A 20,478-nucleotide genomic window follows, 5' to 3' on the forward strand; every position below is an offset into this window, starting at 1 on the left:
CCGCCTGCCTACTTCGCCGCGCGTCCGATGCCCGATACGTAACGCGCGAAATTACCGTAAGCGAATCCCCGCACCTGTTCCTCGCTCCAGCGCTTCAGCAGAGCGTCGATCAGGTTCTGACTGCGCCCCGCGTGCTCCAATCCTTCGAGCGTCTCCGTGATGCCGTCGAAGTCGGAACCGAAGCCGATATGGCGTTCGCCGCCCAGCTCGCACATCCGGTCGATATGCGCGGCGAGGTCGCCGATCCCCGCACTCCGCCCTTCTTGCGCGTCGACGACGAAGGGCGGGAAATACACGACATGCACCTGCGCGCCGCGCTCGAACATTGCCCGCAGCTGCCGGTCCGTCAGGTTCCGCGGATGACCGCACAGCGCCCTCGCGTTGGAATGGCTGGCGATCGGATAATCGGCGCATTCCAGCACGTCCCAGAAAGCCCGCTCGCTCAAATGGCTGACGTCCGTCAGCATGCCGTACCGGTTGTTCAGCGCCACGATCTCGCGGCCCAGCGACGTCAGCCCGCCCCCGCGCGGCTCCAGCACGCCGTCCGCGGCCTGGTTCGCATAGTTCCACGTCAAGCCGACGGAACGCACGCCGAGCCGATACAGCAGATGCAGCCTTTTCAGGTCGTTTTCGATCGGGTCCGCGCCTTCCAGCGTCAGCAGCGCCCCGATCTTCCCTTCCTCCGGCTGCGCGATCTGCGACCAATCGGTAATCAGCGTCATGTCGTCGTGCTTATCCAGAATCTCCTCGTAAAAATAATGAATTTGGTCGAGGCACGACTGAAAGCGCATGTGTCCCGGCAGCGCCGGATCGACGAAAATCGCGAAGCCTTGAACGGCCACGCCGCCCTCCTTCAGCCGGTTCCGATTGGTCATCAGCTCCGGGGCGTCCGTATAGGACAGCCCTCCGCCGGAAGCTTCGATCTTGGCCAGCGCATCGCCGTGCAGGTCGATGATCCGCATTTTCCCAACTCCTTTTCGCGTTTATTCCGGTTCCGCTTCCTCCTGCCGGCCGTTTACGATGGATTTGTACGTCCCGATCGCCGCCGCCCGCGAAGCTTTCAGATCGACGACGGCGTCCGGGCGCGGCAGATGCACCTTTTTGGCGTCCTCGTCCCGCAGCTCCGGCAGCCATTCGCGAATGTATTCGCCGTTCGGATCGTACTTCTCGGATTGGGTCACGGGATTGACAACGCGGAAATACGGAGCCGAATTCGCGCCGAGCGACGCGCACCACAGCCAGTTCCCCCGGTTCTGAATATTGTCGTAGTCCAGCAGCTTGCGGCGGAAATAGTTCTCCCCGAGCGTGAACGGACACTGCAGGTTTTTGGTCAGGAACATGGCGCACAGAATCCGCAGCCGGTTCGGCATGAGCCCCGTCTCGTTAAGGCCCCGCATGGCCGCGTCGATGACCGGAATGCCGGTGTCGCCTTTGGCCCAGCGTTCGAAATGCTCGTCCGTCAGGGCGGACAGGTCGTATTTTTTCTCATAGGAAAAATAGTCTTTGTCGTAGATCGCCAGGTACTGGTAAAAGTCGCGGAACGCCAGCTGGCGCACCCATTCGTCGCTGCCTTCGCGGCGGATCGCCCGGGCGTACAGCTCGCGGATCGAGACGGCGCCGGCGCTGACGTGCGGATTGACGCCGCTGGCCGGAAGCTCGGGGTAATAATCGCGCTTTTCCCCGTATTCCGCGATGCCGTCTTCCAGAAAAGGCTCCAGCTTCTCCTTCCATTCGTCGGCCGGCTCGTATTCGTCCAGATCGAACGGAAGATCGAAGCGGCTCGGCCATTCCGGCTCGATTCGGCCTTCCCGCAGGTCGCCCAGCGCGACGGAGGAAGGTTCGTTCGGCGCATGCGCCAAATACTCCAGCCATTTCCGGTGAAACGGCGCGAAGATTTTGTAAAAGCCGTCTTTGCCCGTAAATTCGGCGAACCGCTCCGTCTCGATCATCAGCGTGTCGACGAGCAGCGTGAACGCGGCTCCGTGCGCCTCCGCCGCTCCTTTCAGCTTGCGGTCGCGATCGCGCGCGTACGGCGTGAAATCCCGGTGGGCGACGACTTCGTCGATCTCCTCGGGTCCGCCTTCGAGCCGGCCGAGCAGATGCGACAGCACCTCTTCCGGCGCGCCGTAGGCGATATGCAGGACGCGGCCGGCCTGCTCGTACCTGCTGCGCAGACGGTTGACGTGACGCAGGAAGTTGACGCCGCTGTGCTCCTTCTCCCGGCCCCTTTTCAGCAAAAAAGGATCGAGAATGAGCAGATGCGCCGCGGGAGCGCCCGCTTCGTGCAGATAGTCGAAGGCCGTCAGGTCTTCGGTGCGAAGGTCTTTGCGGTGAATAAACAGTTTCAAGTGAGGCGTTCCCCTTTCCGGCGTTCGATAAATAGGCTTTTCCCCTATATTACCCGAGCGCGGGACGAAACGGAAACGCGCGGGTTACGATCGGAACACCGGCGAAATACAGACGAAGCGACGAAGCGACCGCGCGAAAAAGCCGTTCCCCGTTGATCCGGGAAACGGCATCGGCACTAATTACGGGTTAAAAAACTTTCTTTGTATGCTTTCTCGGCTGAAGACGGCCTGCTCTTCTTCGCCGTCGCCGTATACCAGCGTCGTCTCGAAATCAAGCCCGTTCAAGACCTGATCCGGAATCTGATCGATCGGCACCTCTACTTTTTCTCCGACCGTCCCTTCGATCATCCCTTCGGAAAGCTTAAAATACATTTTCACTTTCTCTCCGGCCTTCGCTCCGTCTTCATCCTTCGACTCGATCAGCAGCGTTGAAGTTTCGGGCGCGGACGGGTTCGTTTGGATGGCAACCAGGCGAATATCGAACGCGGCCGAGGTCCCGACGTACTCCGAGCGAAAATAAACGTCGTCGCCGCTTCTCAAGCAGCCTGCCTGGAGCCAAACGAAAGAAAAAATCAACAGAGCCACCACGGGTTTGAGCTTATTCATAACCATCCCTTACCTTTGGGCATAACTTACGAACAGGAAGTCTGCTCGCTCGCAGAATCACGCAGCGCCTTGACCATCAGCAGATGCGGGATGCCGTCTTCCATGAACTCGTCCGACGCGGCGGCGTAGCCAAGCTTTTCATAGAAGCCCCGCGCCTGACTCTGTCCGTGCAGCTTCACGCCGACCAGCCCTTTTTCGGCCGCGATCCGCTCCAGCGCTTCGAGAATTCGCCGCCCGATGCCGTGCTTGCGGTACGGCTCCAGAATGCAGATCCGCTCGAGCTTGCCCGTGCCTTGGACGACGCGAATCCGGCCCGTGCCGACCGCCCTGCCTTCGTAAAAGACGAGCACATGCTCGCAGGCCGCGTCCGGACGGTCAAATTCGTCGAATTCATCCTCCAGCGGCACTCCCTGCTCTTCTACGAATACCGTTTTTCTAATCAAAAAGGCCTGCTCCAACTCTTCCGCGCTGCCGATCTTGATCGTTTCCAATATCTTTTCACCCTTTCCGCTTTTCCCGTTTGCGGGCCGGCGTTCTCTCCCGCTTCCCGTTCTCCAGTATATCCAAAAACAAAAGCGGACACAGCCCGCAAAAATCCGGATACTTGAGCGTCTTTCGTTCATTATTGAATATCCCGGCCTCTTTTGTCGATTGCGGACTTCCGGAAAGGTTTTATACTTAATGAACAAGCGTATATTAACGCACTTCATTACCTCTATAGAAAGCAGGGATGAACCATGGCTCACGAATCGCTGAACAGCGGCGGCCTTTTTCCTCTGGGCGACAAGGTCGAAAACAACTACTTTACCGGCGACACGTACTTGAACATGATCTTCACCGATCCGACGCCGCTGAACGCGGCGATCGGCAGCGTCACCTTCTCCCCGGGCGCGCGCAATAACTGGCATTCGCACAAAGTAGGCCAGGTGCTGATCGTTACCGGCGGGGAAGGCTGGTACCAGGAGGAAGGCAGGGCGGCGCGGACGCTCAAAACGGGCGACGTCGTCAATATTCCGCCGAACGTCAAGCACTGGCACGGCGCGACGAAGGACAGCTGGTTCGTACACCTGGCGCTGACGCCGGGCGAGACGGAGTGGATGGAACCGGTGGACGACGGGACTTACGGAAGCTTGGGCGAATAGAAAACGGCGCTTGGACGGCATTGATTTTACGACTGGAGGGATTCACGATGAAAAATACATGGAGAAAAACGACGGCTCTGGCCGCGACGGGGCTGCTCGCCGCTTCGCTCGCCGTTCCGGTATCCGCGCAGCCGTTCTCGGCGGCCGCGGGTTCCGCGGCTTCGATCGCGGCATCGGCTTCGACGGCTGCGGGTTCCGCGACGGCGGCTTCGGCAGCGGCTTCGTCCGTCGAGAAGCGGCTGGTCGACGTGGCCGGCTTCAAAAGCGCGGCCAACTTCAAAGCCTACTACGCCAACTTGAAGCGCGCCGTCGCCAAAGGCGACAAAGCCGCCGTCGCGGCCCGCGTCCATTATCCGCTGACCGTGTATAACGGCGACGACGACGCGAAGACCAAAAAGCGGGTCATCAAGACCAAAGCTCAATTCTTGAACAACTATAACAAGATCTTCACGGAAGACATCCGCGAAAGCCTCGCCGACACCTCGTTCTCCGAGCTGTTCGTGAACTGGCAGGGCGCGATGGTCGACGACGGCGATATTTGGTTCACTCCGTCGAAGAGCGGCCTGCCCGGCATCTCGACGGTGAACCTGGACGACTAGCGCTTTAATGCGGCCGGAGCGGCTGCATGGTAAACGAAACAGCTGTGCGGCACTCGAAACAGCCGTGCGGCACTCGAAACAGCCGTGCGGCACTCGAAACAGCCGTGCGGCACTCGAAACAGCCGTGCGGCACTCGAAACAGCCGTGCGGCACTCGAAAAGCCGTTTTCCCTTCCTGAGGGAAAACGGCTTTTTGGCTTGCCGGGAAACCCGGCCTCCGGCACGGAGGGCGAGTTTCTCGGCTCCTGTATGGATCGATTCGGCCGGCGGACCTTCGGCAGACCGGTCCGCCGGGCCGCGCCGCTTCCGCTGCCCCGCGGCTCCGGCCGCCTGCTCGAAGCGCTTTTCCGCACCGCATTCGCTCGCTGTGCGGCTCGCTCCGCGGAATCGGGCACGAGCCTGATCACATTCGAGCCATCCGACGGGCCCCCGCATCTGCTTCGCCAAATAACTGCGTATAAGCAGTTATTTGAACAAAAAGGACTCGATTATTCAAAATAACTGCGCCAGAGCAGCTATTTTACGAAAAAGAGCGAAAAAATGTTCTTGAACGGAGAAATAACTGCTCTCCTGCAGCTATTTCTTAAAAAAGGGTTTTGAAAAGAAAAATAAGTGCTTTTACGCAGCTATTTGCGGGAGCAGGGAGCCGGGCGCGCAGCTCTGCGGTTCCGCCACATACGGCGAACATTCGACGCGGCGGTTAGGCGGTTCTGCCATGTGCAGCGAGCAATCGATGCGGCGCTTGCGCCGTTCCGTCACATGCCGCGAACATTCGACGCGGCGCTTGCGCCGTTCCGCCCCATCCGGCCAGCATTCGACTCGGCGGCTGTGCGGTTCCCCCGCACACGCGGCGGCCCTGCGCCATCCACCCGGCGCGCGGCTTGTCCGGGCGCGACTCGTAAGCTCGTCGCACGCCGCGGCCCCCGAGGGCCGCTTACGTCAGCGCAGAATCAGAATCCGCGCTCATACTGCTTCGGCGCCGTCGAAGGCCGGCGCAGCTGCGCTTCCGCTTCGATGGTCCAGTACGGATTGCGCAGCATGCCGCGGCCGACCGCGACCAGGTCGGCGTCTTCGTTGCCGATCACGGCGTTGGCCAGCGCGGCTTCGTCCAGACGGCCGACCGCGATGACCGGAACGTCCAGCTTCTCGCGGATCGCTCTCGCGAGCGGGATCTGGTAGCCGGCATGCGTGCCGGGTCTGCCTCCCGCGCCGATCGGGCCTTCGCCGCCGGAAGAGACGTGGAACATGTCGACGCCGGCTTCCCGATACGCGCGCGAAATCTCCGCGCTTTCTTCGATGCCGTAGCCGCCTTCCACGTATTCCTGCGCGGAAATGCGCATGATCAGCGGCATGTCTTCCGGCATCACTTCGCGGGCGGCGCGAATGATCTCGCGGCCGAACAGCGTGCGATCCCGTCCGTATTCGTCGTCGCGCTTATTCGTCAGCGGCGAATGGAACTGATGGATCAGATAGCCGTGCGCGCCGTGCAGCTCGATCGTATCGAAACCGGCGCGGACCGCGCGCTCCACCGAGCTGCGGAACTTGCCGACCATCTCTTTCGCTTCCTGCGTGGACAGGGCGCGCGGCGTTTTCCAGCCTTCGTCGAACGCGATCGCGGACGGAGCGACCGGCACTTCCGCGTCTTCCGCTTTGCGTCCGGCGTGCGCGATCTGGATGCCGATCTTCGAACCGTAACCGTGGACCGCGTCCACGATGCGCTTCAGAGCCGGGATCTGCTCGTCCGACCACAGGCCGAGATCGTTGTCGGTAATGCGGCCGTCGGGTTCGACGTCGGTCATTTCGACGATGATGAGTCCCGTGCCTCCGACCGCGCGGCTCACGTAATGCACATAGTGCCAATCGGTGGCGATGCCGTCTTTTTGCTCCACGGAGTATTGGCACATCGGCGGCATGACCACGCGATTTTTAAGATCGAGATTTTTCAATGTATAAGGGCTGAACAAGTTTTCCATGTAAAATTCGCCTCGGTTCCGTTTAGATGTATGCGTCTGCATGTATTTTAGCCTATCCTTTTTTCCCTGTCAATTTGGGTCCGGCCATCCGTCTCGGGCACGAGCGGGCACGAGCGTGCCGGAGCAGGCTTCCCGTGCGGAATCCCGACTTCTGCTTCGGCGCACATGCCGCAAACCGAATGCCGATTTAACATGGACTTCGCACGCCGAGTCGAACCTTCCCGCAACGGCGGCCGCATGCACGCAAAAAAACCGAAGCGTACCCGCCCCGGCCTTTACTTTTACTTTTACTTTTACTTTCCCCTAACTTCTTCTATCCGCGTTCTATAAAGGAGAGCCTGCGCGCAGCAGGAACGTCCGCAGCTCGTCCGGAAGTCCTTCCTGCTCCACCAGCGACCGCAGCACGGCGTCCACCGTCCGCCGCGCGCGCTCGAGCTTGTCCGCGCCGAGCTCCGTCATTTCCGTATACACGCCGCGCCGGTCGTCTTCGCACATATGCCGCCGCAGCGCGCCGCATTTCGGGGCTTCCATCCGGACCACCAGGCGCGACATCGCGCTCTGGCTGAGTCCGACCCGTTCCTGGAGCTGCTGCAGCCGCAGCTTTTTCTTCTCGTTCAGCGACAGGAAATGCAGCACATAGAATTCGTTCAGCGACAAGCCCGGCTCTTCCTCCAGCGCGCGTTCCAGCCGCGCATTGATTCCCGCCTGGATATTCGCCAGCTCCAGCCAATTATTCAAAAGTCCGTTCGGTTCGTTCGGATGCATAAAGTTCACCTGTTTCGTTCGCTTAAATGGATGATGCGTTTCTGTATTATAGCGCCTCTGCGGACGTTCGGCCAGCGGCAGCGGGCCGGCGGCTCTCTCTCAGCTCAACCAATACGACGTGAACCCGTCCTCGTCCAGCCGCCGCAGCATGTACGCGATTTTGCGCGCGCTCTGCGGATAGCGGGCGGCGGCCAGCGTTTCCCGGCTGCGGCGGCCCGAATAGACGGGTTCCGCCGAATCCTCCAGCTCGCGCCAGTCGAACGCTTTTGCCGCTTCGCCGCCCAGGCAGTGCCGCAGCAGATCCAGCAGCACCCTTTTGACGGAAAATCGGCTTCCCTGGATGCGCGGCAGAATCTTCTGCATCAGCTGGTTGTCGAACGCCTCCGCGCGGGTCATGAGGCCGAAGCGCTCGTTATAAATGAGGTAAAAGCACACGGCGTCCCTTACCCGGAAGCCGACGTGCGCCTGAATCTCCTCGAGCATCCCGTTGATCTGCGCCAGCTCTTCGGACGTGCGCTCGATCAGTTTGGCATAATCCCGCATCGCGTCCACCAGCTGCAGATAGTCGCCGCCCAGCAGATGCCGGTCCGCCGTCAGCGTGCCGGCTTCCGGTTCCGCCTCGGCGCGAAGCCGCGGCAGCTGCATCAGGTCGATATGATTGAACTCGATCGTGCCGGCGCGGTCGAGCACCTTTTTGCTGAACGGATAGGTCGTCTCGTCCATGTTCACCGTCCCGATGACGTACACGTTGCCCGAAATGGACAGATTGCCGTAAGCCCGCCGGTCTTCCTCGCGTTCCAAGGCAGATTCCGGCAGCAGCGGCTGCGTCGCGATCTCGCCGGGCGGGGGTCCGTTCCGAACCCCGCGATCGCCGTTTCCGTCTTCTTCCGGCTCCCGGACCGTCCGGCGGCGCGTCTCCATCAAGCTGAGCACGTCGCTGAAATAATGCTCGACCCGCGCCAGATTCATCTCGTCCAGCACGATAAAATACGGTTTGTCCGCGTTCTCCGGCCGTGCCGCTTCCTTCAGCGCCAGCGTCAGCGGACCGGGCTTGAACGCCCCCGACAGATCCCTGTAGCCGATCAGATCGGCGGGATCGCTCCAGTCCGGACGCACCGGGATCAGCGCGAACTGCCCGTTGTCCGTCGACGCGCCCAGCGCTTCGGCGAACAGCCGGGCGAGCTGCGTTTTGCCCGTGCCCGAGATGCCGGCGAGGATCACGAACGGCCGGGTCTTGAGCGACAGATACAAATGCTCGACCAGACCGTCCGGGAACGAAAAGCCTCTCTGACGGATATACGCCGATATTTTCCCGACCGCCGCGCGCACGCCCGCATCGGGAATATGCGGCCGCGGCTCGACCGGAGGACCGCCCGCTTCGGCCGGCTTTCCTGCGTCTTCCGGCGGAGGCGCGACCAAATATTCGGCTCCGGTCTCCGTGACGAAAAAGTGCGCGGGCCGCAGTTCCTGGCCGCCCAGCGGGCGCAGCTCCAGCCGGTACGTGAACGGCGTATCCGTGCGGTAGAGATACAGATATTCGGCGCGCTCCTCGCGCGGAAGATACGCGTCCGGCGTATCGAACGGGCTGCGCGCCGCGGCTCTGTCCGCCGCTTCGCCGCGCGGCGGAATGCGGCGGCTGCCGGCGGCCGCGCGCCGGGCGGCTTCCGCCTGCCGCGCTTCCGCCGCGGCGGCATAGACGCCGGCCGGGCCGTATTCGCGGCTCTGCGCGGAACCGCCGTCCTGACGGGCCGGCTGACTGGCGAGCCGCTCCGCCCATTCTTTCACCTCCAAGTAAGTGGAGGAGAAGACGGACAGCAGGAACTGCTTCAGTTCCTTGTTGGAGTCGTAACGGATCTCCAGCGAAGATTTGCCGCTCGGCACGGCGATGCGCCAGTGCTCCAGCCTAGCTTCGTACGTGGCGTACACGCCGCCGTTTTCGTGCAGCAGCCGAACCGGGCGGCTCTCCCCGATCGCAGGAAGGGAGCCGCCGCCGGCTTCGCCGAAGTCCGGGTAAAAATCGGCCGGAATCGCGAATCCGTGCCCGAACAGAAATCCGTCGACCTGCTTGCGCGCGATCAGGCCGGGGATTCGGTCGTCTTTCCACCAGCTTCCGTTTTGTTTGATCATAAGCCTCTTCTCCTCCTATCCGTGCGCCGTACCGCCGAGACGCGGCCAATAGTTCTATTTTAACCGCTGGCTCCCGGAATCAAAAGAAGACCGCTCCCGCGAAGACGCCGAACGAACAAAAAAAGGCTGCCCGGACCGCCGACGCGGATCCGAACAACCTTTTTCTTTTTCGTTTCGCTTCATTAAATTCGCCGCGCTATCTTCCTTTCATTTTCGGATCGAACGTGTCCCGCAGCCCGTCGCCCATCAGGTTGAAGCCGAGCGAGGTCAGCAGAATGCACAGTCCCGGAAAAATGACGGTCCACGGCGCGGTCTGGATAAACTGCCTCGAGTCGGACAGCATTTTCCCCCATTCGGGGTCGGGCGGCTGGGCGCCGAGACCGAGGAAGCCCAGGCCCGCCGCTTCGATGATCGCGGTGGCGACGCCAAGCGTCCCCTGCACGATGATCGGGGTCAAGCTGTTCGGCAGAATATGCTTGAACAGGATGCGGCCGTCGTTCGCGCCGAGCGCGCGGGCCGCCGTGATGAACTCCTCCTGCCGCAGCGACAGCACCCGGGACCGGACAAGCCGCCCGTAGGTCGGGATATTGACGATCGCGATCGCGTACAGCGCGTTTTGCAGCGACGGGCCGAGGATCGCCACGATCGCGATCGCGAGCAGGATGCCCGGGAAGGCCAGCAGGATGTCGAACAGACGCGAGATGATCATATCCACCCATTTGCCGTAGAAACCGGCAATGATGCCGAGCAGCGTGCCGACGACGATCGAGCCCACGACCGACAGCAGACCGACCCAGAGCGAGATGCGTGCGCCGTAGATGACCCGGCTGAACAGATCCCGCCCCAGATCGTCGGTGCCGAACCAGTGCTCGCCGGACGGCGGCTTCAGCCGGTCGGTCAGCACCTGCGTCTTGTAATCGAACGGCGCGATCAGCGGGGCCAGCAGCGCCAGCAGCACGAAGAAGAGCACCAGGCACAGACCGACCACGGCCGTCTTGTTTTTCGCGAAAGACCGGGCCGCGTCCCGCCACGGGCCGGGCTGCGCTTTCTTGTTCACCGTACCTTCGGAGGGACGGATATCGGCTTTCAGGAATGCGTCGCTCATGATATCCCTCCTATTTATACTGGATGCGCGGATCGAACACGACATACAGCAGATCCACCAGCAGATTGATCAAAACGAAGATGACGGCGACGATCAAGATGCCGGACTGGATCACCGGATAATCCCGATTGCTGATCGCCTCGAAAATGTAGCGCCCCACGCCCGGCCAGGCGAAAATGGTCTCTGTTAAGACGGCGCCGCCGAGCAGCGCGCCCGTCTGGATGCCGATGACGGTCAGCACGGGAATGAACGAATTTTTGAGCGCGTGCCGGTAGACGACCGCGAACTGCGACAGACCTTTGGCCCGCGCCGTGCGCACGTAATCGAGCTGCATCACTTCCAGCATGCTGGATCGGGTCATCCGCGCGATCACCGCCATCGGAATGGTGCCGAGCGCGATCGCCGGCAGCACCAGATGCTTCATGACCGTCCACAGCTGCCCGAACTGCCCTTGAATGATAGCGTCGAACACATAGAATCCGGTCACCGCCTCCATCGGATCGCGCGCGTTCATCCGTCCGCTCGACGGCAGCCAGTGCAGCTCGTTCGCGAAGATCCACTGCTCCATCAAGCCGAGCCAGAATACCGGCATCGAGACGCCGAGCAGCGCGATCAGCATGCAGATGTAATCGAACCAGGAATTATGCTTCCAGGCGCTGATAATCCCCGCATTGACGCCGAAAAACACCGCGAACAGCATGCTGGCCGCCGTCAGCTCGAACGTCGCCGCCAAATACGGCACGATCTCTTCGGAGATCGGCGCCCGCGTGCGGATGGAATTGCCCAGATCGCCGGTCAGCAGATCGCCCAGGTACTTGAAATACTGCTCCAGCCACGGCCGGTCCAATCCCAACTGGTCGCGCAGCGCCTGCTTGGACTGCTCCGTGGCCTTTTCGCCCAATATCGTATCCGCCGGATCGCCCGGAATGGCGTGGATGATCGAGAACACGATGATCGTCATCCCCAGCAGCACCGGAATCAGCACCAGCAGTCTTTTGAAAACGTAAGAAGTCACTTATCCATCACCCGCCGTAGGTTTGTAGTGGTCGCGGCCGGCTCGGCATCGCACGAACGATGCGAAGGCCGCTTCGAATACGGGATTATAAGGCACGGCCCGGGAAGAGCGCCGCTCGCGGGGGCGTTCCTCTCGGGCCGCAGCCGGGAGCAGGACCGGAGCTTCAGGCTCGCGGTCTCCCCCACTTGGTCGATCATATCGATCCGCCCGTCTGCGGCGAAGGAGCATCCTTCGCCGCGGCCTCGGACGCGGCCGTCTTACTCCTGAATCGAGATGTCCGCGTACGGTTCCGATCCCGTCGGCGACGGCTCGTAGCCCTGCACTTTGTTCGAAGCGGCCAGCAGCGGCGTGGAGTGCACGAGCGGCACCCACGGCGCGTCTTCGTGGATGACGACCTGCGCCTCTTCGTACAGCTTGGCGCGTTCGTCCTGGTTCGTCTCCTGCTGCGCTTTCACCAGCAGCTCGTGCAGAGGCTCGCTGGCGTACTGCGCGTAGTTGTTGCCGCCGATGGAATCTTTGTCGAGCAGCGGATAGAAGAAGTTGTCCGGGTCGCCGTTGTCACCCGTCCAGCCGATGATGAACAAGTCGTCTTTCTCGCCCTTGCTCAGGTCGTCCAGATAAGTCGCCCATTCCGGCGATTCGATATTAACGGTCACGCCGACCTGCGCGAAGCTCGCCTGGATGACTTCGGCGACTTTGCGGCCGTCCGGCATGTACGGACGGGCTACCGGCATCGCGTAAAACGTGAGCGGCTGCTCGATGCCGTTCGCGTAACCGGCGTCGGCCAGCAGCTGCTTCGCTTTTTCCAGATCGTACGGGTAATCTTCGATGCTGTCGTTGTAGCCCCACAGCGACGGCGGAATCGGATTCTTGGCCGGCTCGGCCTGCCCCGCGAAGAACGCGTCGACGATGCCCTGCTTATCGACCGCGTGACTCAGCGCGATGCGCACCTTCGGATCGTCGAACGGCTTCTTCGTCACGTTGAAGCCGAGATAAGCCACGTTGAACGGAGGACGGTTGAACTTTTGCAGATCCGGGTTGCTCTCGAGCGTCGCCAGATCGTCCGGGCTGAGATCTTCCATCAGGTCGATCTCGCCGTTTTGCAGCGCGTTGAAGCGGGCCGTGTTGTCCGGGATCGAGCGCACGATCACCGTGTCGACTTTCGGCAGGCCTTCCTGCCAGTAGTCGGGGTTCTTCTCCAGCGTGATGGAGTCGCTTCTCTTCCATTCCTTGAACACGAACGGGCCGGTTCCGACCGGGTTCGCCTTGAAGTCCGCGCCCGATTCCTGAATCGCTTTCGGGCTGGCGATCGAGAACGGCGGCATGGCCAGGTTCTGGAGGAAAGGCGCCTGCGGCTGGTTCAGTTCGAACACGACCGTCGACTCGTCCTGCGCCGTCACGCTTTTGATCACGCGGGCTTCTTCCGGTCCGAACATGGAATCGTAGTAGTCGAACGAATCGCCTTCGAATTTGTATTCGCTGTTCGGGTCGTTCCAACGGGTGAAGTTGAACACGACCGCATCGGCGTTGAAGTCCGTCCCGTCATGGAACTTCACGCCTTGGCGCAGCTTGAACGTGTACTTGAGACCGTCGTCCGAGATTTCCCAGCTCTCCGCGAGCGCCGGCTCCACTTCCGTCGTGCCGGATTTGTACGCCAGCAGCGGATCGAACACCTGCTGCGCGATCTTCAGCGATTCGCCGTCGGTGACGATCGACGGATCTAGCGCCGCCGAATCGCCGCCGCGTCCCACGATCAGCGTACCGCCGCTGCCGCCTTCGGCCGCCGGTTCCGTCGCGGCCGTCTCTCCTCCCGCCTCGCTTGGCGCCGCCGGCTGCGAAGCGCTCTCTCCGCCTCCGCCGCACGCCGCCAACATCAGTACCAGCACCAACATGACCGGAAACAGCCAACCTAATCTTTTTCTCATGAACAGTACGCTCCCCTCAAGATCGCATTCTGCCCGCGCACGCCGCCCGTCAAGCCCAACATGTCATGTTCATTATGTATATTGGATTGTCGTCTACTCCTCGGCCTCGTGTCGAGTGAGTATAACTTACATGATAGAGAGGTTATTCGCAATATATTTTTCTTTACAAGTTTTATATGTTAATTAAAATAACACTTTAAGTGATTTGATGTCCATTTTTTCCTTTCATCTATACGAACCGATCGAAACGTTTGAAAAAATAGACCGGCTTTTTTCCTGTTGAATCCCATACGAACGAACGTCCGGCGCGGCTTATTTTTTCGATTCCCGGCAACTTTCCGCTTCCGGCGCCCGTTTAATTCGGTAAAAGAAGGAGGGATTTGCCCTGAGTATCCAAGATCGTCTGCTGGCGCCGCTGCTGCTTGCGATGAGCGCCGTCTCCGCTTACCTGTTCTTTTTCCCGTCCTTCCGTCTGTACGGTTCCGAGTGGCTGCCCGGGTTTCTGCTCGCGCTGATCGCCGGCCTGCTCGCCCTTAGGCTTCTTCCGCTCCGCCGCAGGCCCCCGCTGTACAAAATCGCGACATATGCTTCATGGGCGGTGCTTATCTTGTACCTGTTTATGCTGACGCCGCTCGCTTACCTTTTCGGGACTTGAAGAGATCGGAGATGGATTGAAGTTTTTTCCATCTTTTTCGTGTAAAATAAGCATAACGATACTCGGACAAGGAGGTCTCGCCATGAAATCCCGGAAAACCGCCGCCGTCTGCGCTCTCCTGCTGCTGCCGATTTCCTTCTGCGCCGAACGCGCTTCCGCTCCCGGCGGCGAAGCCGCGGCGGGCGACTCGCAGGCTTACACGAAGCCGGCGGCACAGCCGCAGACGAAGGGCAGAATCCCTTACGTCTTCCCCCGGAAAGACGAAGCGAAGGAAGCGGAGAACGCGGACGATAAGATGAACGGCATCGAGATTCAAGCGGACGAAACGAAGAACGGCTCGTTCTACTCGTATCCCGTTTACGACTTTTCGCCGGTGGAGATCCGGCTGCTGGATTAGAGAGACGGGAGGAGCGGACAATGAAAAGCAGCAGATGGGTTCCGGCCGCCGCCTGCTTGATCTCGACATAAAAAGGCTCCGCCGGAAGAGTGCTGAATCGCGCTCCCCCGGGCGGGGCCTTTGTCATGCCCGATATTCATTTTGCGTTCGGCTCTTCGCTTCCCGTACCGATTCGCCGCTTCTCCCGGCGGTATCTGCGCAGCATCCATAGGGACAGAAGCAGCGGAGGAACGGCAATCCAGATGGCCGTATAGCGCCCCATAATCGCCAGCGCCGCCATCATCGCCACCAAAAAAACTATACATCCGACCGCCCAAATCATATTTCGCCGAAGCTCCTGCCTGCTCGCCGATTCGGTCATGCTTCCACGCTCCTTTTAGGATCTTCTCTCCCGCGTACCCTACCTTTTAATAAACGCGCACGGTGAACAGATCGTTACCGCCAGGCCACATGATCGTTACTTTTACCCTTTTACGAATCGGTATGCTGAAAAAAAGTCCGCAGAGACCGCATCTTCATCACCGAAAGGAGCCCTGCTTTATGAAGTTTACCGCTGCAACGATCTCCAAAACGCTGTCCGCGCTGCTTGCGCTGGGACTGGCCGTCTCCTCTGCCGGCTGTACCCCGGCCCCGGACCGCGCCGGCGGCGGCTCCGCGCAGGAGATCCCTGCCGCCGATTCCGCTCCGGCCGCGAACGCCAAGCAGCCGCCAGTCGACGCCAAGCCGGTCATCGACTACGAAGCCCCCGACATCGATCCCGCCCGCGTAATTCGGCATAAGCCCACGAAGCCCGTGCCGGCCGCCCCATACGGCTCGCCGCAGCACTGGGAATATGCCGACACGCATTCGCATCCCTACGAAGGCATCCTGGTCGATTACAAGCTGGAAGGCGATACGCTGGTCAGCCTCGACTTCAAGCCGACGGTCGCGATCCTCACCTCCACTAACCCGCTCGACATGATCTCCCTGGACAAGGATCGGATGAACCGCACGACGACCTTTCCCGTCCGCCGCGACCTCGACGAGCCGGGCACCTTGACCTCGGAGCAGCTGAAACATCTCGTCAAAGGCGCCCCGTATACGATCTACCTCGATCTGTGGGCGGCCGGAAAAGAATCCTTTTTCGCGACCGAAGTCCCGGGCATCTATTACGCCGACGGCAGCGGATACCGCAGCCTGCAGGACGATTCCCCGTTCGACGTATGCACGGGCGAATACAACGAATGCACCCGGCTGACGGAGTAGAACGGCGAAAACAGAACCCTTCCAAAAAGTTCGGTGCTGCGGTTGTGAAAATCCTCTTTTCCTTTCCTCCCTTAATGAAGAACGAAAAAAGAAAGAAGCGTCGGGGAAGGACGGCTTCTTTCTTCTTCCCTTTCGGAGCCTTCATACTTTCAATTTGACGAAAAGAGGGAATATCCATGACTTGCACACAGCCAACGAAATCCGTCACTTCTTTCCCCGTCGTTCCAGCCGGTTCGGTCCCCGTACATCTGACCGGTACGCAGGCAAATACCGCTACTCGCTTCGTCTGCTCGGACAATCCGGAAACGATCAGCGGCAGCGTTCCGTTTCCGAACGGATTCGTCACGCTCTGGCACGACACGACGACGGGACGTTCCAGTATTCGCTACCGCGTCTTCCTATGGCATTTGAACGGCAGAAGCACTCCGATCAAGTTGGGGATCACGATCGGCAACGCGGGGTCGACTTCCTACTCTGTGCATAATTTGAGCAATTCCGTTGCGATCGCGGCCAATTACGTGGAGCACGGCAAATGCATGGCGGCGGCGCTGCTGGGCGGAACCATGGACAACATCGCCCCGACCGACAGTTCGATCGCGGCAGGCAACGTCGGAGTCGTCAAAGAATGGGTCGTTCCGGCCGGATCGCTCGTCGGAGGCGTACTGGAATTCACGCTCAGCAATACGGCGGCATCCGTCGGATTGAATTACCGCCTCCGTACGGTCGCGGCCTCCAATTCTTCCGCCAACCTGCGCCTCAACCAGAACCCGGTCACCGATTACGTAACCGGAGGGAACGGCGAGCTTCATCCGCGCGGTTCCTGGAACTTTGCGGATATCGACAGCTCGGTAAGTTACGCGGCGGGCGACGGCTGGAAATATTACAACATGAGCAACGGGGTCAAGGACAACCTGATGACCTCGGAAAACTCCTACGATCCGTCCCCCGGCAGCACCAAAGCCGTCGCCAGCAACAAAGGCCATTACGGCGTGAAATACAGCCTGACCGTCAATCTGAGCAATCCGACTTCCGTCCAAAAGACCGTCAAAATTTATGTCGGAGCCCGCGTAAAACCTTACGGCGGGGCGCTGCAGTGGAGCGGAGACGGCGTGACTTACAAAGTTCCGACACTGGCGGGACCCCAGGAGGGCGCCACGACTCAGGCGGGAGTCGAAGTCGCGACCGTTACGCTTGCGCCGAATCAATCGCTGACCCGGATTCTGTCCGCCTCCACGGCCGGCAGCCTGTCGACGCCCGCCCTGCTTGCTTTCCAAACGGTATAGCCGGACGCCGAATTCCCATAAGAAGAAGACTTACCGTTTCAAAAAAGCCGCCGGGAACTTTCCCGGCGGCTTGATTATGTTCAATGCGGCAGCGAGCCTTCGCCAAGCGCCTTCTCCACCGCGTAATCGTCCAGCGGCAGATCCGGTTCCAGGCCGAGCGCAAGCATGGCCAGCTGGCGGCCGAGGAACGGTCCCATCGTCAGGCCGGACGCGCCGAGGCCGTTGGCCGCGATGAGCCCTTCCCAGCCCGGCACCCGCCCGATGACCGGCAGGAAGCCCGGCGTAAACGGCCGGAAGCCGACCCGCACCTCTTCCAATTCGCCGTCCGACAGGCCGGGCGCCAGCGCCATTCCTTTGTCCAGCACTTCATGCATGCCGCCGGCCGTTACGCGAATGTCCGATAGCGCCGCGTCGTTCTCGTGCGTCGCGCCCGCGACTATTTTCCCGTCGTCAAAAGCCAGCAGATACTGATCCGTCGGCGGAATGACCACCGGCCATTCTCCGCCGCCCGAACGATCCGGCATCCGGAGATGCAGAATCTGCCCTTTTTGAAACGTTACGCGAAAATCCAGCCCCAGCGGCCGCAGCAGCTCTCCGGCCCAGGCTCCGGCGCAGACCACGACTTCGTCCGCCTCCAGCGTCTCTTCGCCTACCGTAACGCCGGTGACGCGGCCTTCCGCCGCATTCGCGTTCAGCACGGCGCTTCCTTCCCGCACCGTCACGCCGCCCCGCCGGGCCGCCGATACCATCGCGCCTCGCAGCGCGCGTCCGTCCACCCGCGCGGCTCCGCTGACGCGAACGCCCAGATAGCCTTCGCCCAGCAGCGGAAACAGCTCCCGCACCCGCGCTTCGTCCAAGACTTCGATCTCCCCGATCTCCGGCGCGTCTTCCCGGCGTTTCTCGGCGCGCTCCCGCATCTGCTGAATCTTGGCGGGATCGGCATGCAGGCTGATCGCGCCTACCCGGGCATAGCCTGTATCGCGCTCGCCTTCTTCCCGCAGCCGCTCCGTCAGTTCGGCGTAATAGCGCGCGCCGCCCTTGGCGAGGCGGTACCACGCCTGATTGCGCCGCTGCGACAGCCACGGGCAGATGATGCCGGCCGCCGCGTCCGTCGCGCGTCCGGGATGCCCGGCGTCCACCAGCGTGACCCGCGCATCCGAGCGAGACAAATGATAAGCCGCCGATGCCCCGAGAATACCGGAGCCGACGACGATGATTTTTTTCATGAGAGAATTCCTTTCCGCTTCGGTTTAAAAAGAAAAATCGTCGAACTCCGGTTATTTTACCACTTCGGGAGGAGATTCGCGCAGTCTTCTCGGCGGGCGGTCCCATGAACCGATAGAGCCCTATTTCGGAGCTTTGTAACCAGACGAACGATTAGGGATTTATGCCTGGTTCAACATTTTTCTCGAGATATCATATTACTAAATACCCAAATTGGGTATCCCCTTCTAGAATAGGAGTGTACCTTTACTTTTTTACATATTCCCCAAGTTCGACCTTCCACTTCCTGATCTCTATACGCTGTGCCGCTTGACCCTCACATCTTTTATCCAAAAGGAGCGCTCACTTATGGCCACAACATCCGGATCTGCGCAGGACATCCTTACCCAACCTTTCACGCTTCAACAGATTAAATCCCTTCAAGAAAACAATCGGATCACAGCCGTGATTCCGGTCGGATTGGACGAAATCTCGAATCTGGGTCCCGAAGAACTGGCCGACCACCTTTCGATGAAGCTGACGGACAGCGACCTGCTGACCGACGTGCAGTACGAACGCGCCGGCGTCGAAGACGGGGAGACCGTGCTGCTTCAAGTATCCGGAGACGTCACCACCCTGCTGGAAGCGCTGGATTTGTTCGCGGACTACGCGGACGGCGAAGAAGCGGCAGACGAGGAAGAACTCGATTAACGAAAAAGCCGACCGGACCCGCAAGGATCCCGATCGGCATGGATCGCCAGGCAGCGTTCGTCTCCGATGGGGAGGCGGGCGCTGTTTGGCGTGGGGCGCCGTCAAAACGCTCTTCCGCACGGCGTTCCTTATCCCCGTTTATCCGCACACACGAAAAAGCATCCGTTTCCGAAGAAAGGGATGCTTGCGGCCTTCGTCCGTTCAGGACTGCAGACCGTCGTTTCGGCCGTGCTGATTGATGATGCGATCCACCGCGTTTTGTCCGACCGCCCTGTGCTTGTCGACTTCCGTCATTTTTTGGCGAACGGCCGGGGCCAATGCGCTTGCGCTTAAGAGCACTCCGTCTTTGCCGTAGAAATACTCATCCTTCTCGCCTTCGACCGCAATTCCGCTCCCGTATCCGCCCCGAAGCAGTTCGTCCATCAGGTCGTCGTCGATCGCGGTTCGATCCGGCGCGTGCAAGGGCGGCGCGATGCCGGAGAAAGCCGTCGATTCGGAACCCGCGTACGAGAAGTTGTTTTCCGCGATGCCGTCGGGGGCCGTACGCATATGTTCGCCTACATGGACAAGCGTATCCGGATTGACCGGCTTCGCGTCGGGACCGCGGTACGACAAATTGTTGGTCGGATCGCCGTCGGGCGGTGTACGCAGATGAGATTTGACATGAAGATGCTGAGGGTCCTGCACTTCCGCTCCTCCATGGTGCCCTCCCAGCGGTTCTCCCGCGTGCCCTAAATGCTCGCCGGTCCCATGATAATGCGCCACGGCGTCTCCTCCGATATGCAGCTTAAGAAACGGCAGAATGAAGGAAATGATGATCAAGGGCACGCTTCCCATAATGCCCAGAGCCGCGGCGCTGCCGTAACGATGCGCATACAACCAGCGAAGCGTCAGATGCAGCGCCAGCGCCGCCGATACCGATACCAGCACCGCCTCGAACCAATATGTATCGGGTACAGGATTCCCGAGCTCTTCGGCGAACCTTCTCAATTCCGCAATGTAACTTCCTCTTGTCGCGATCAACGCCGAGCCGCCGTAGATCGCCACGCCCGACGCAAAAGGCCGCCAATGTTTGACCACGAATCCGATTCTCATCAAGAAAAAGATCACCATGACGACCCACACCACGATGTTCAGCCCGGGAATCAAAGAGACCAGGCCCAGCAGCAGCATGTAAAACAGCATTTTCTTGAGCATCCCGAACGAAGTGACCAGAAAAAACACAAGCATGGCGCCCGCAAACACATAAGGCCCGAAATAAGCGGAAAAGACCGCCAGCGGAAACAGAATCACGGCCAGCTTATGAAGCGTCGACCCGATCTGCTCCTTCACAAAATCATTCATTCTCACGACAACCCCCGCTGCTTTTTCTTGAATCAT

The 20,478-nt window shown here is 60.4% G+C and carries 20 protein-coding genes; 7 read left to right on the forward strand and 13 right to left on the reverse strand.

Annotation, left to right across the window (positions count from 1 at the left end; genetic code table 11):
* Positions 1–8 precede the first annotated feature (8 nt).
* From GYN08_RS06500 to GYN08_RS06515, 4 genes are all read right to left on the reverse strand, one after another.
* Positions 9–962 (reverse strand): dipeptidase, encoded by a 954-nt coding sequence (locus GYN08_RS06500; protein WP_166273281.1) that lies wholly within the window; start codon positions 960–962, stop codon positions 9–11.
* A 21-nt stretch (positions 963–983) separates the two neighbouring features.
* Positions 984–2,348: a cryptochrome/photolyase family protein gene (locus GYN08_RS06505; RefSeq protein WP_166273282.1), complete on the reverse strand. Its 1,365-nt coding sequence runs from the start codon at positions 2,346–2,348 to the stop codon at positions 984–986.
* A gap of 180 nt (positions 2,349–2,528) precedes the next feature.
* Positions 2,529–2,954 (reverse strand): hypothetical protein, encoded by a 426-nt coding sequence (locus GYN08_RS06510; RefSeq protein WP_166273283.1) that lies wholly within the window; start codon positions 2,952–2,954, stop codon positions 2,529–2,531.
* A 26-nt stretch (positions 2,955–2,980) separates the two neighbouring features.
* A complete protein-coding gene (locus GYN08_RS06515; protein ID WP_166273284.1) occupies positions 2,981–3,445 on the reverse strand; it encodes a GNAT family N-acetyltransferase in 465 nt (154 codons plus the stop codon).
* Positions 3,446–3,691: 246 nt separating this feature from the next.
* On the opposite strand from GYN08_RS06515, the gene GYN08_RS06520 reads away from it, so the two are divergent.
* The 3 genes from GYN08_RS06520 to GYN08_RS06530 are packed head-to-tail and all read left to right on the forward strand — an operon-like array spanning position 3,692 to position 5,195.
* The gene (locus GYN08_RS06520) at positions 3,692–4,096 is read left to right on the forward strand and encodes a cupin domain-containing protein (protein ID WP_166273285.1); all 405 of its coding nucleotides are present in this window, start codon (positions 3,692–3,694) and stop codon (positions 4,094–4,096) included.
* Between the two features lie 47 nt (positions 4,097–4,143).
* On the forward strand, positions 4,144–4,695 hold the full coding sequence (locus GYN08_RS06525; RefSeq protein WP_166273286.1) for a hypothetical protein: 552 nt from the start codon (positions 4,144–4,146) through the stop codon (positions 4,693–4,695).
* Between the two features lie 26 nt (positions 4,696–4,721).
* On the forward strand, positions 4,722–5,195 hold the full coding sequence (locus GYN08_RS06530) for a hypothetical protein (RefSeq protein WP_166273287.1): 474 nt from the start codon (positions 4,722–4,724) through the stop codon (positions 5,193–5,195).
* 449 nt (positions 5,196–5,644) lie between these two features.
* On the opposite strand, the gene GYN08_RS06535 is transcribed toward GYN08_RS06530, so the two are convergent.
* The 6 genes from GYN08_RS06535 to GYN08_RS06560 all read right to left on the reverse strand — a co-directional run bounded on the left by GYN08_RS06535 (position 5,645) and on the right by GYN08_RS06560 (position 13,604).
* Complete coding sequence (locus GYN08_RS06535; RefSeq protein ID WP_166273288.1) at positions 5,645–6,667, reverse strand: NADH:flavin oxidoreductase/NADH oxidase; 1,023 nt, start codon at positions 6,665–6,667, stop codon at positions 5,645–5,647.
* Between the two features lie 324 nt (positions 6,668–6,991).
* Positions 6,992–7,432, reverse strand: coding sequence for a MarR family winged helix-turn-helix transcriptional regulator (locus GYN08_RS06540; RefSeq protein WP_166273289.1), 441 nt, complete (start codon positions 7,430–7,432; stop codon positions 6,992–6,994).
* A gap of 99 nt (positions 7,433–7,531) precedes the next feature.
* Positions 7,532–9,559, reverse strand: a complete 2,028-nt coding sequence (locus GYN08_RS06545) for an McrB family protein (protein ID WP_166273290.1) — start codon at positions 9,557–9,559, stop codon at positions 7,532–7,534.
* A gap of 196 nt (positions 9,560–9,755) precedes the next feature.
* Positions 9,756–10,664 carry a nickel transporter permease gene (gene nikC, locus GYN08_RS06550; protein WP_166273291.1) on the reverse strand — a complete coding sequence of 303 codons (909 nt, stop codon included), beginning with the start codon at positions 10,662–10,664 and terminating at the stop codon, positions 9,756–9,758.
* Between the two features lie 10 nt (positions 10,665–10,674).
* Positions 10,675–11,679 carry an ABC transporter permease gene (locus tag GYN08_RS06555; protein ID WP_166273292.1) on the reverse strand — a complete coding sequence of 335 codons (1,005 nt, stop codon included), beginning with the start codon at positions 11,677–11,679 and terminating at the stop codon, positions 10,675–10,677.
* Positions 11,680–11,936: 257 nt separating this feature from the next.
* Positions 11,937–13,604 (reverse strand): ABC transporter substrate-binding protein, encoded by a 1,668-nt coding sequence (locus GYN08_RS06560; RefSeq protein ID WP_166273293.1) that lies wholly within the window; start codon positions 13,602–13,604, stop codon positions 11,937–11,939.
* Positions 13,605–14,341: 737 nt separating this feature from the next.
* Here GYN08_RS06560 and GYN08_RS06565 point away from each other — a divergent pair.
* Positions 14,342–14,656 carry a hypothetical protein gene (locus GYN08_RS06565; protein ID WP_166273294.1) on the forward strand — a complete coding sequence of 105 codons (315 nt, stop codon included), beginning with the start codon at positions 14,342–14,344 and terminating at the stop codon, positions 14,654–14,656.
* 136 nt (positions 14,657–14,792) lie between these two features.
* On the opposite strand, the gene GYN08_RS06570 is transcribed toward GYN08_RS06565, so the two are convergent.
* Positions 14,793–15,017 (reverse strand): hypothetical protein, encoded by a 225-nt coding sequence (locus GYN08_RS06570; protein WP_166273295.1) that lies wholly within the window; start codon positions 15,015–15,017, stop codon positions 14,793–14,795.
* Between the two features lie 179 nt (positions 15,018–15,196).
* Here GYN08_RS06570 and GYN08_RS06575 point away from each other — a divergent pair, with 179 nt between their 5' ends.
* A complete protein-coding gene (locus GYN08_RS06575) occupies positions 15,197–15,901 on the forward strand; it encodes a hypothetical protein (protein ID WP_166273296.1) in 705 nt (234 codons plus the stop codon).
* A 176-nt stretch (positions 15,902–16,077) separates the two neighbouring features.
* On the forward strand, positions 16,078–17,184 hold the full coding sequence (locus tag GYN08_RS06580; RefSeq protein WP_166273297.1) for a hypothetical protein: 1,107 nt from the start codon (positions 16,078–16,080) through the stop codon (positions 17,182–17,184).
* 80 nt (positions 17,185–17,264) lie between these two features.
* Here the strand turns inward: GYN08_RS06580 and GYN08_RS06585 are convergent, their stop codons facing one another.
* Positions 17,265–18,410: an NAD(P)/FAD-dependent oxidoreductase gene (locus GYN08_RS06585; RefSeq protein WP_166273298.1), complete on the reverse strand. Its 1,146-nt coding sequence runs from the start codon at positions 18,408–18,410 to the stop codon at positions 17,265–17,267.
* A gap of 346 nt (positions 18,411–18,756) precedes the next feature.
* Here GYN08_RS06585 and GYN08_RS06590 point away from each other — a divergent pair, with 346 nt between their 5' ends.
* A complete protein-coding gene (locus tag GYN08_RS06590; protein WP_166273299.1) occupies positions 18,757–19,098 on the forward strand; it encodes a hypothetical protein in 342 nt (113 codons plus the stop codon).
* A gap of 201 nt (positions 19,099–19,299) precedes the next feature.
* Here the strand turns inward: GYN08_RS06590 and GYN08_RS06595 are convergent, their stop codons facing one another.
* Positions 19,300–20,442, reverse strand: coding sequence for a hypothetical protein (locus GYN08_RS06595; RefSeq protein WP_166273300.1), 1,143 nt, complete (start codon positions 20,440–20,442; stop codon positions 19,300–19,302).
* Positions 20,443–20,478 lie beyond the last annotated feature (36 nt).

The sequence above is a fragment of the Saccharibacillus alkalitolerans genome, from assembly GCF_011090185.1.
GTDB classification, from domain to species: Bacteria; Bacillota; Bacilli; order Paenibacillales; family Paenibacillaceae; genus Saccharibacillus; species Saccharibacillus alkalitolerans.

Excerpts from the sequence above, each read along its gene's own strand:
- GYN08_RS06500 (WP_166273281.1), bottom strand. The coding sequence starts at position 962 with ATGCGGATCATCGACCTGCACGGCGATGCGCTGGCCAAGATCGAAGCT.
- GYN08_RS06510 (WP_166273283.1), bottom strand. The coding sequence starts at position 2,954 with ATGAATAAGCTCAAACCCGTGGTGGCTCTGTTGATTTTTTCTTTCGTT.
- GYN08_RS06520 (WP_166273285.1), top strand. The coding sequence starts at position 3,692 with ATGGCTCACGAATCGCTGAACAGCGGCGGCCTTTTTCCTCTGGGCGAC.
- GYN08_RS06525 (WP_166273286.1), top strand. The coding sequence starts at position 4,144 with ATGAAAAATACATGGAGAAAAACGACGGCTCTGGCCGCGACGGGGCTG.
- GYN08_RS06530 (WP_166273287.1), top strand. The coding sequence starts at position 4,722 with ATGGTAAACGAAACAGCTGTGCGGCACTCGAAACAGCCGTGCGGCACT.
- GYN08_RS06535 (WP_166273288.1), bottom strand. The coding sequence starts at position 6,667 with ATGGAAAACTTGTTCAGCCCTTATACATTGAAAAATCTCGATCTTAAA.
- GYN08_RS06540 (WP_166273289.1), bottom strand. The coding sequence starts at position 7,432 with ATGCATCCGAACGAACCGAACGGACTTTTGAATAATTGGCTGGAGCTG.
- GYN08_RS06545 (WP_166273290.1), bottom strand. The coding sequence starts at position 9,559 with ATGATCAAACAAAACGGAAGCTGGTGGAAAGACGACCGAATCCCCGGC.
- nikC (WP_166273291.1), bottom strand. The coding sequence starts at position 10,664 with ATGAGCGACGCATTCCTGAAAGCCGATATCCGTCCCTCCGAAGGTACG.
- GYN08_RS06560 (WP_166273293.1), bottom strand. The coding sequence starts at position 13,604 with ATGAGAAAAAGATTAGGTTGGCTGTTTCCGGTCATGTTGGTGCTGGTA.
- GYN08_RS06565 (WP_166273294.1), top strand. The coding sequence starts at position 14,342 with ATGAAATCCCGGAAAACCGCCGCCGTCTGCGCTCTCCTGCTGCTGCCG.
- GYN08_RS06570 (WP_166273295.1), bottom strand. The coding sequence starts at position 15,017 with ATGACCGAATCGGCGAGCAGGCAGGAGCTTCGGCGAAATATGATTTGG.
- GYN08_RS06575 (WP_166273296.1), top strand. The coding sequence starts at position 15,197 with ATGAAGTTTACCGCTGCAACGATCTCCAAAACGCTGTCCGCGCTGCTT.
- GYN08_RS06580 (WP_166273297.1), top strand. The coding sequence starts at position 16,078 with ATGACTTGCACACAGCCAACGAAATCCGTCACTTCTTTCCCCGTCGTT.
- GYN08_RS06585 (WP_166273298.1), bottom strand. The coding sequence starts at position 18,410 with ATGAAAAAAATCATCGTCGTCGGCTCCGGTATTCTCGGGGCATCGGCG.
- GYN08_RS06590 (WP_166273299.1), top strand. The coding sequence starts at position 18,757 with ATGGCCACAACATCCGGATCTGCGCAGGACATCCTTACCCAACCTTTC.
- GYN08_RS06595 (WP_166273300.1), bottom strand. The coding sequence starts at position 20,442 with ATGAATGATTTTGTGAAGGAGCAGATCGGGTCGACGCTTCATAAGCTG.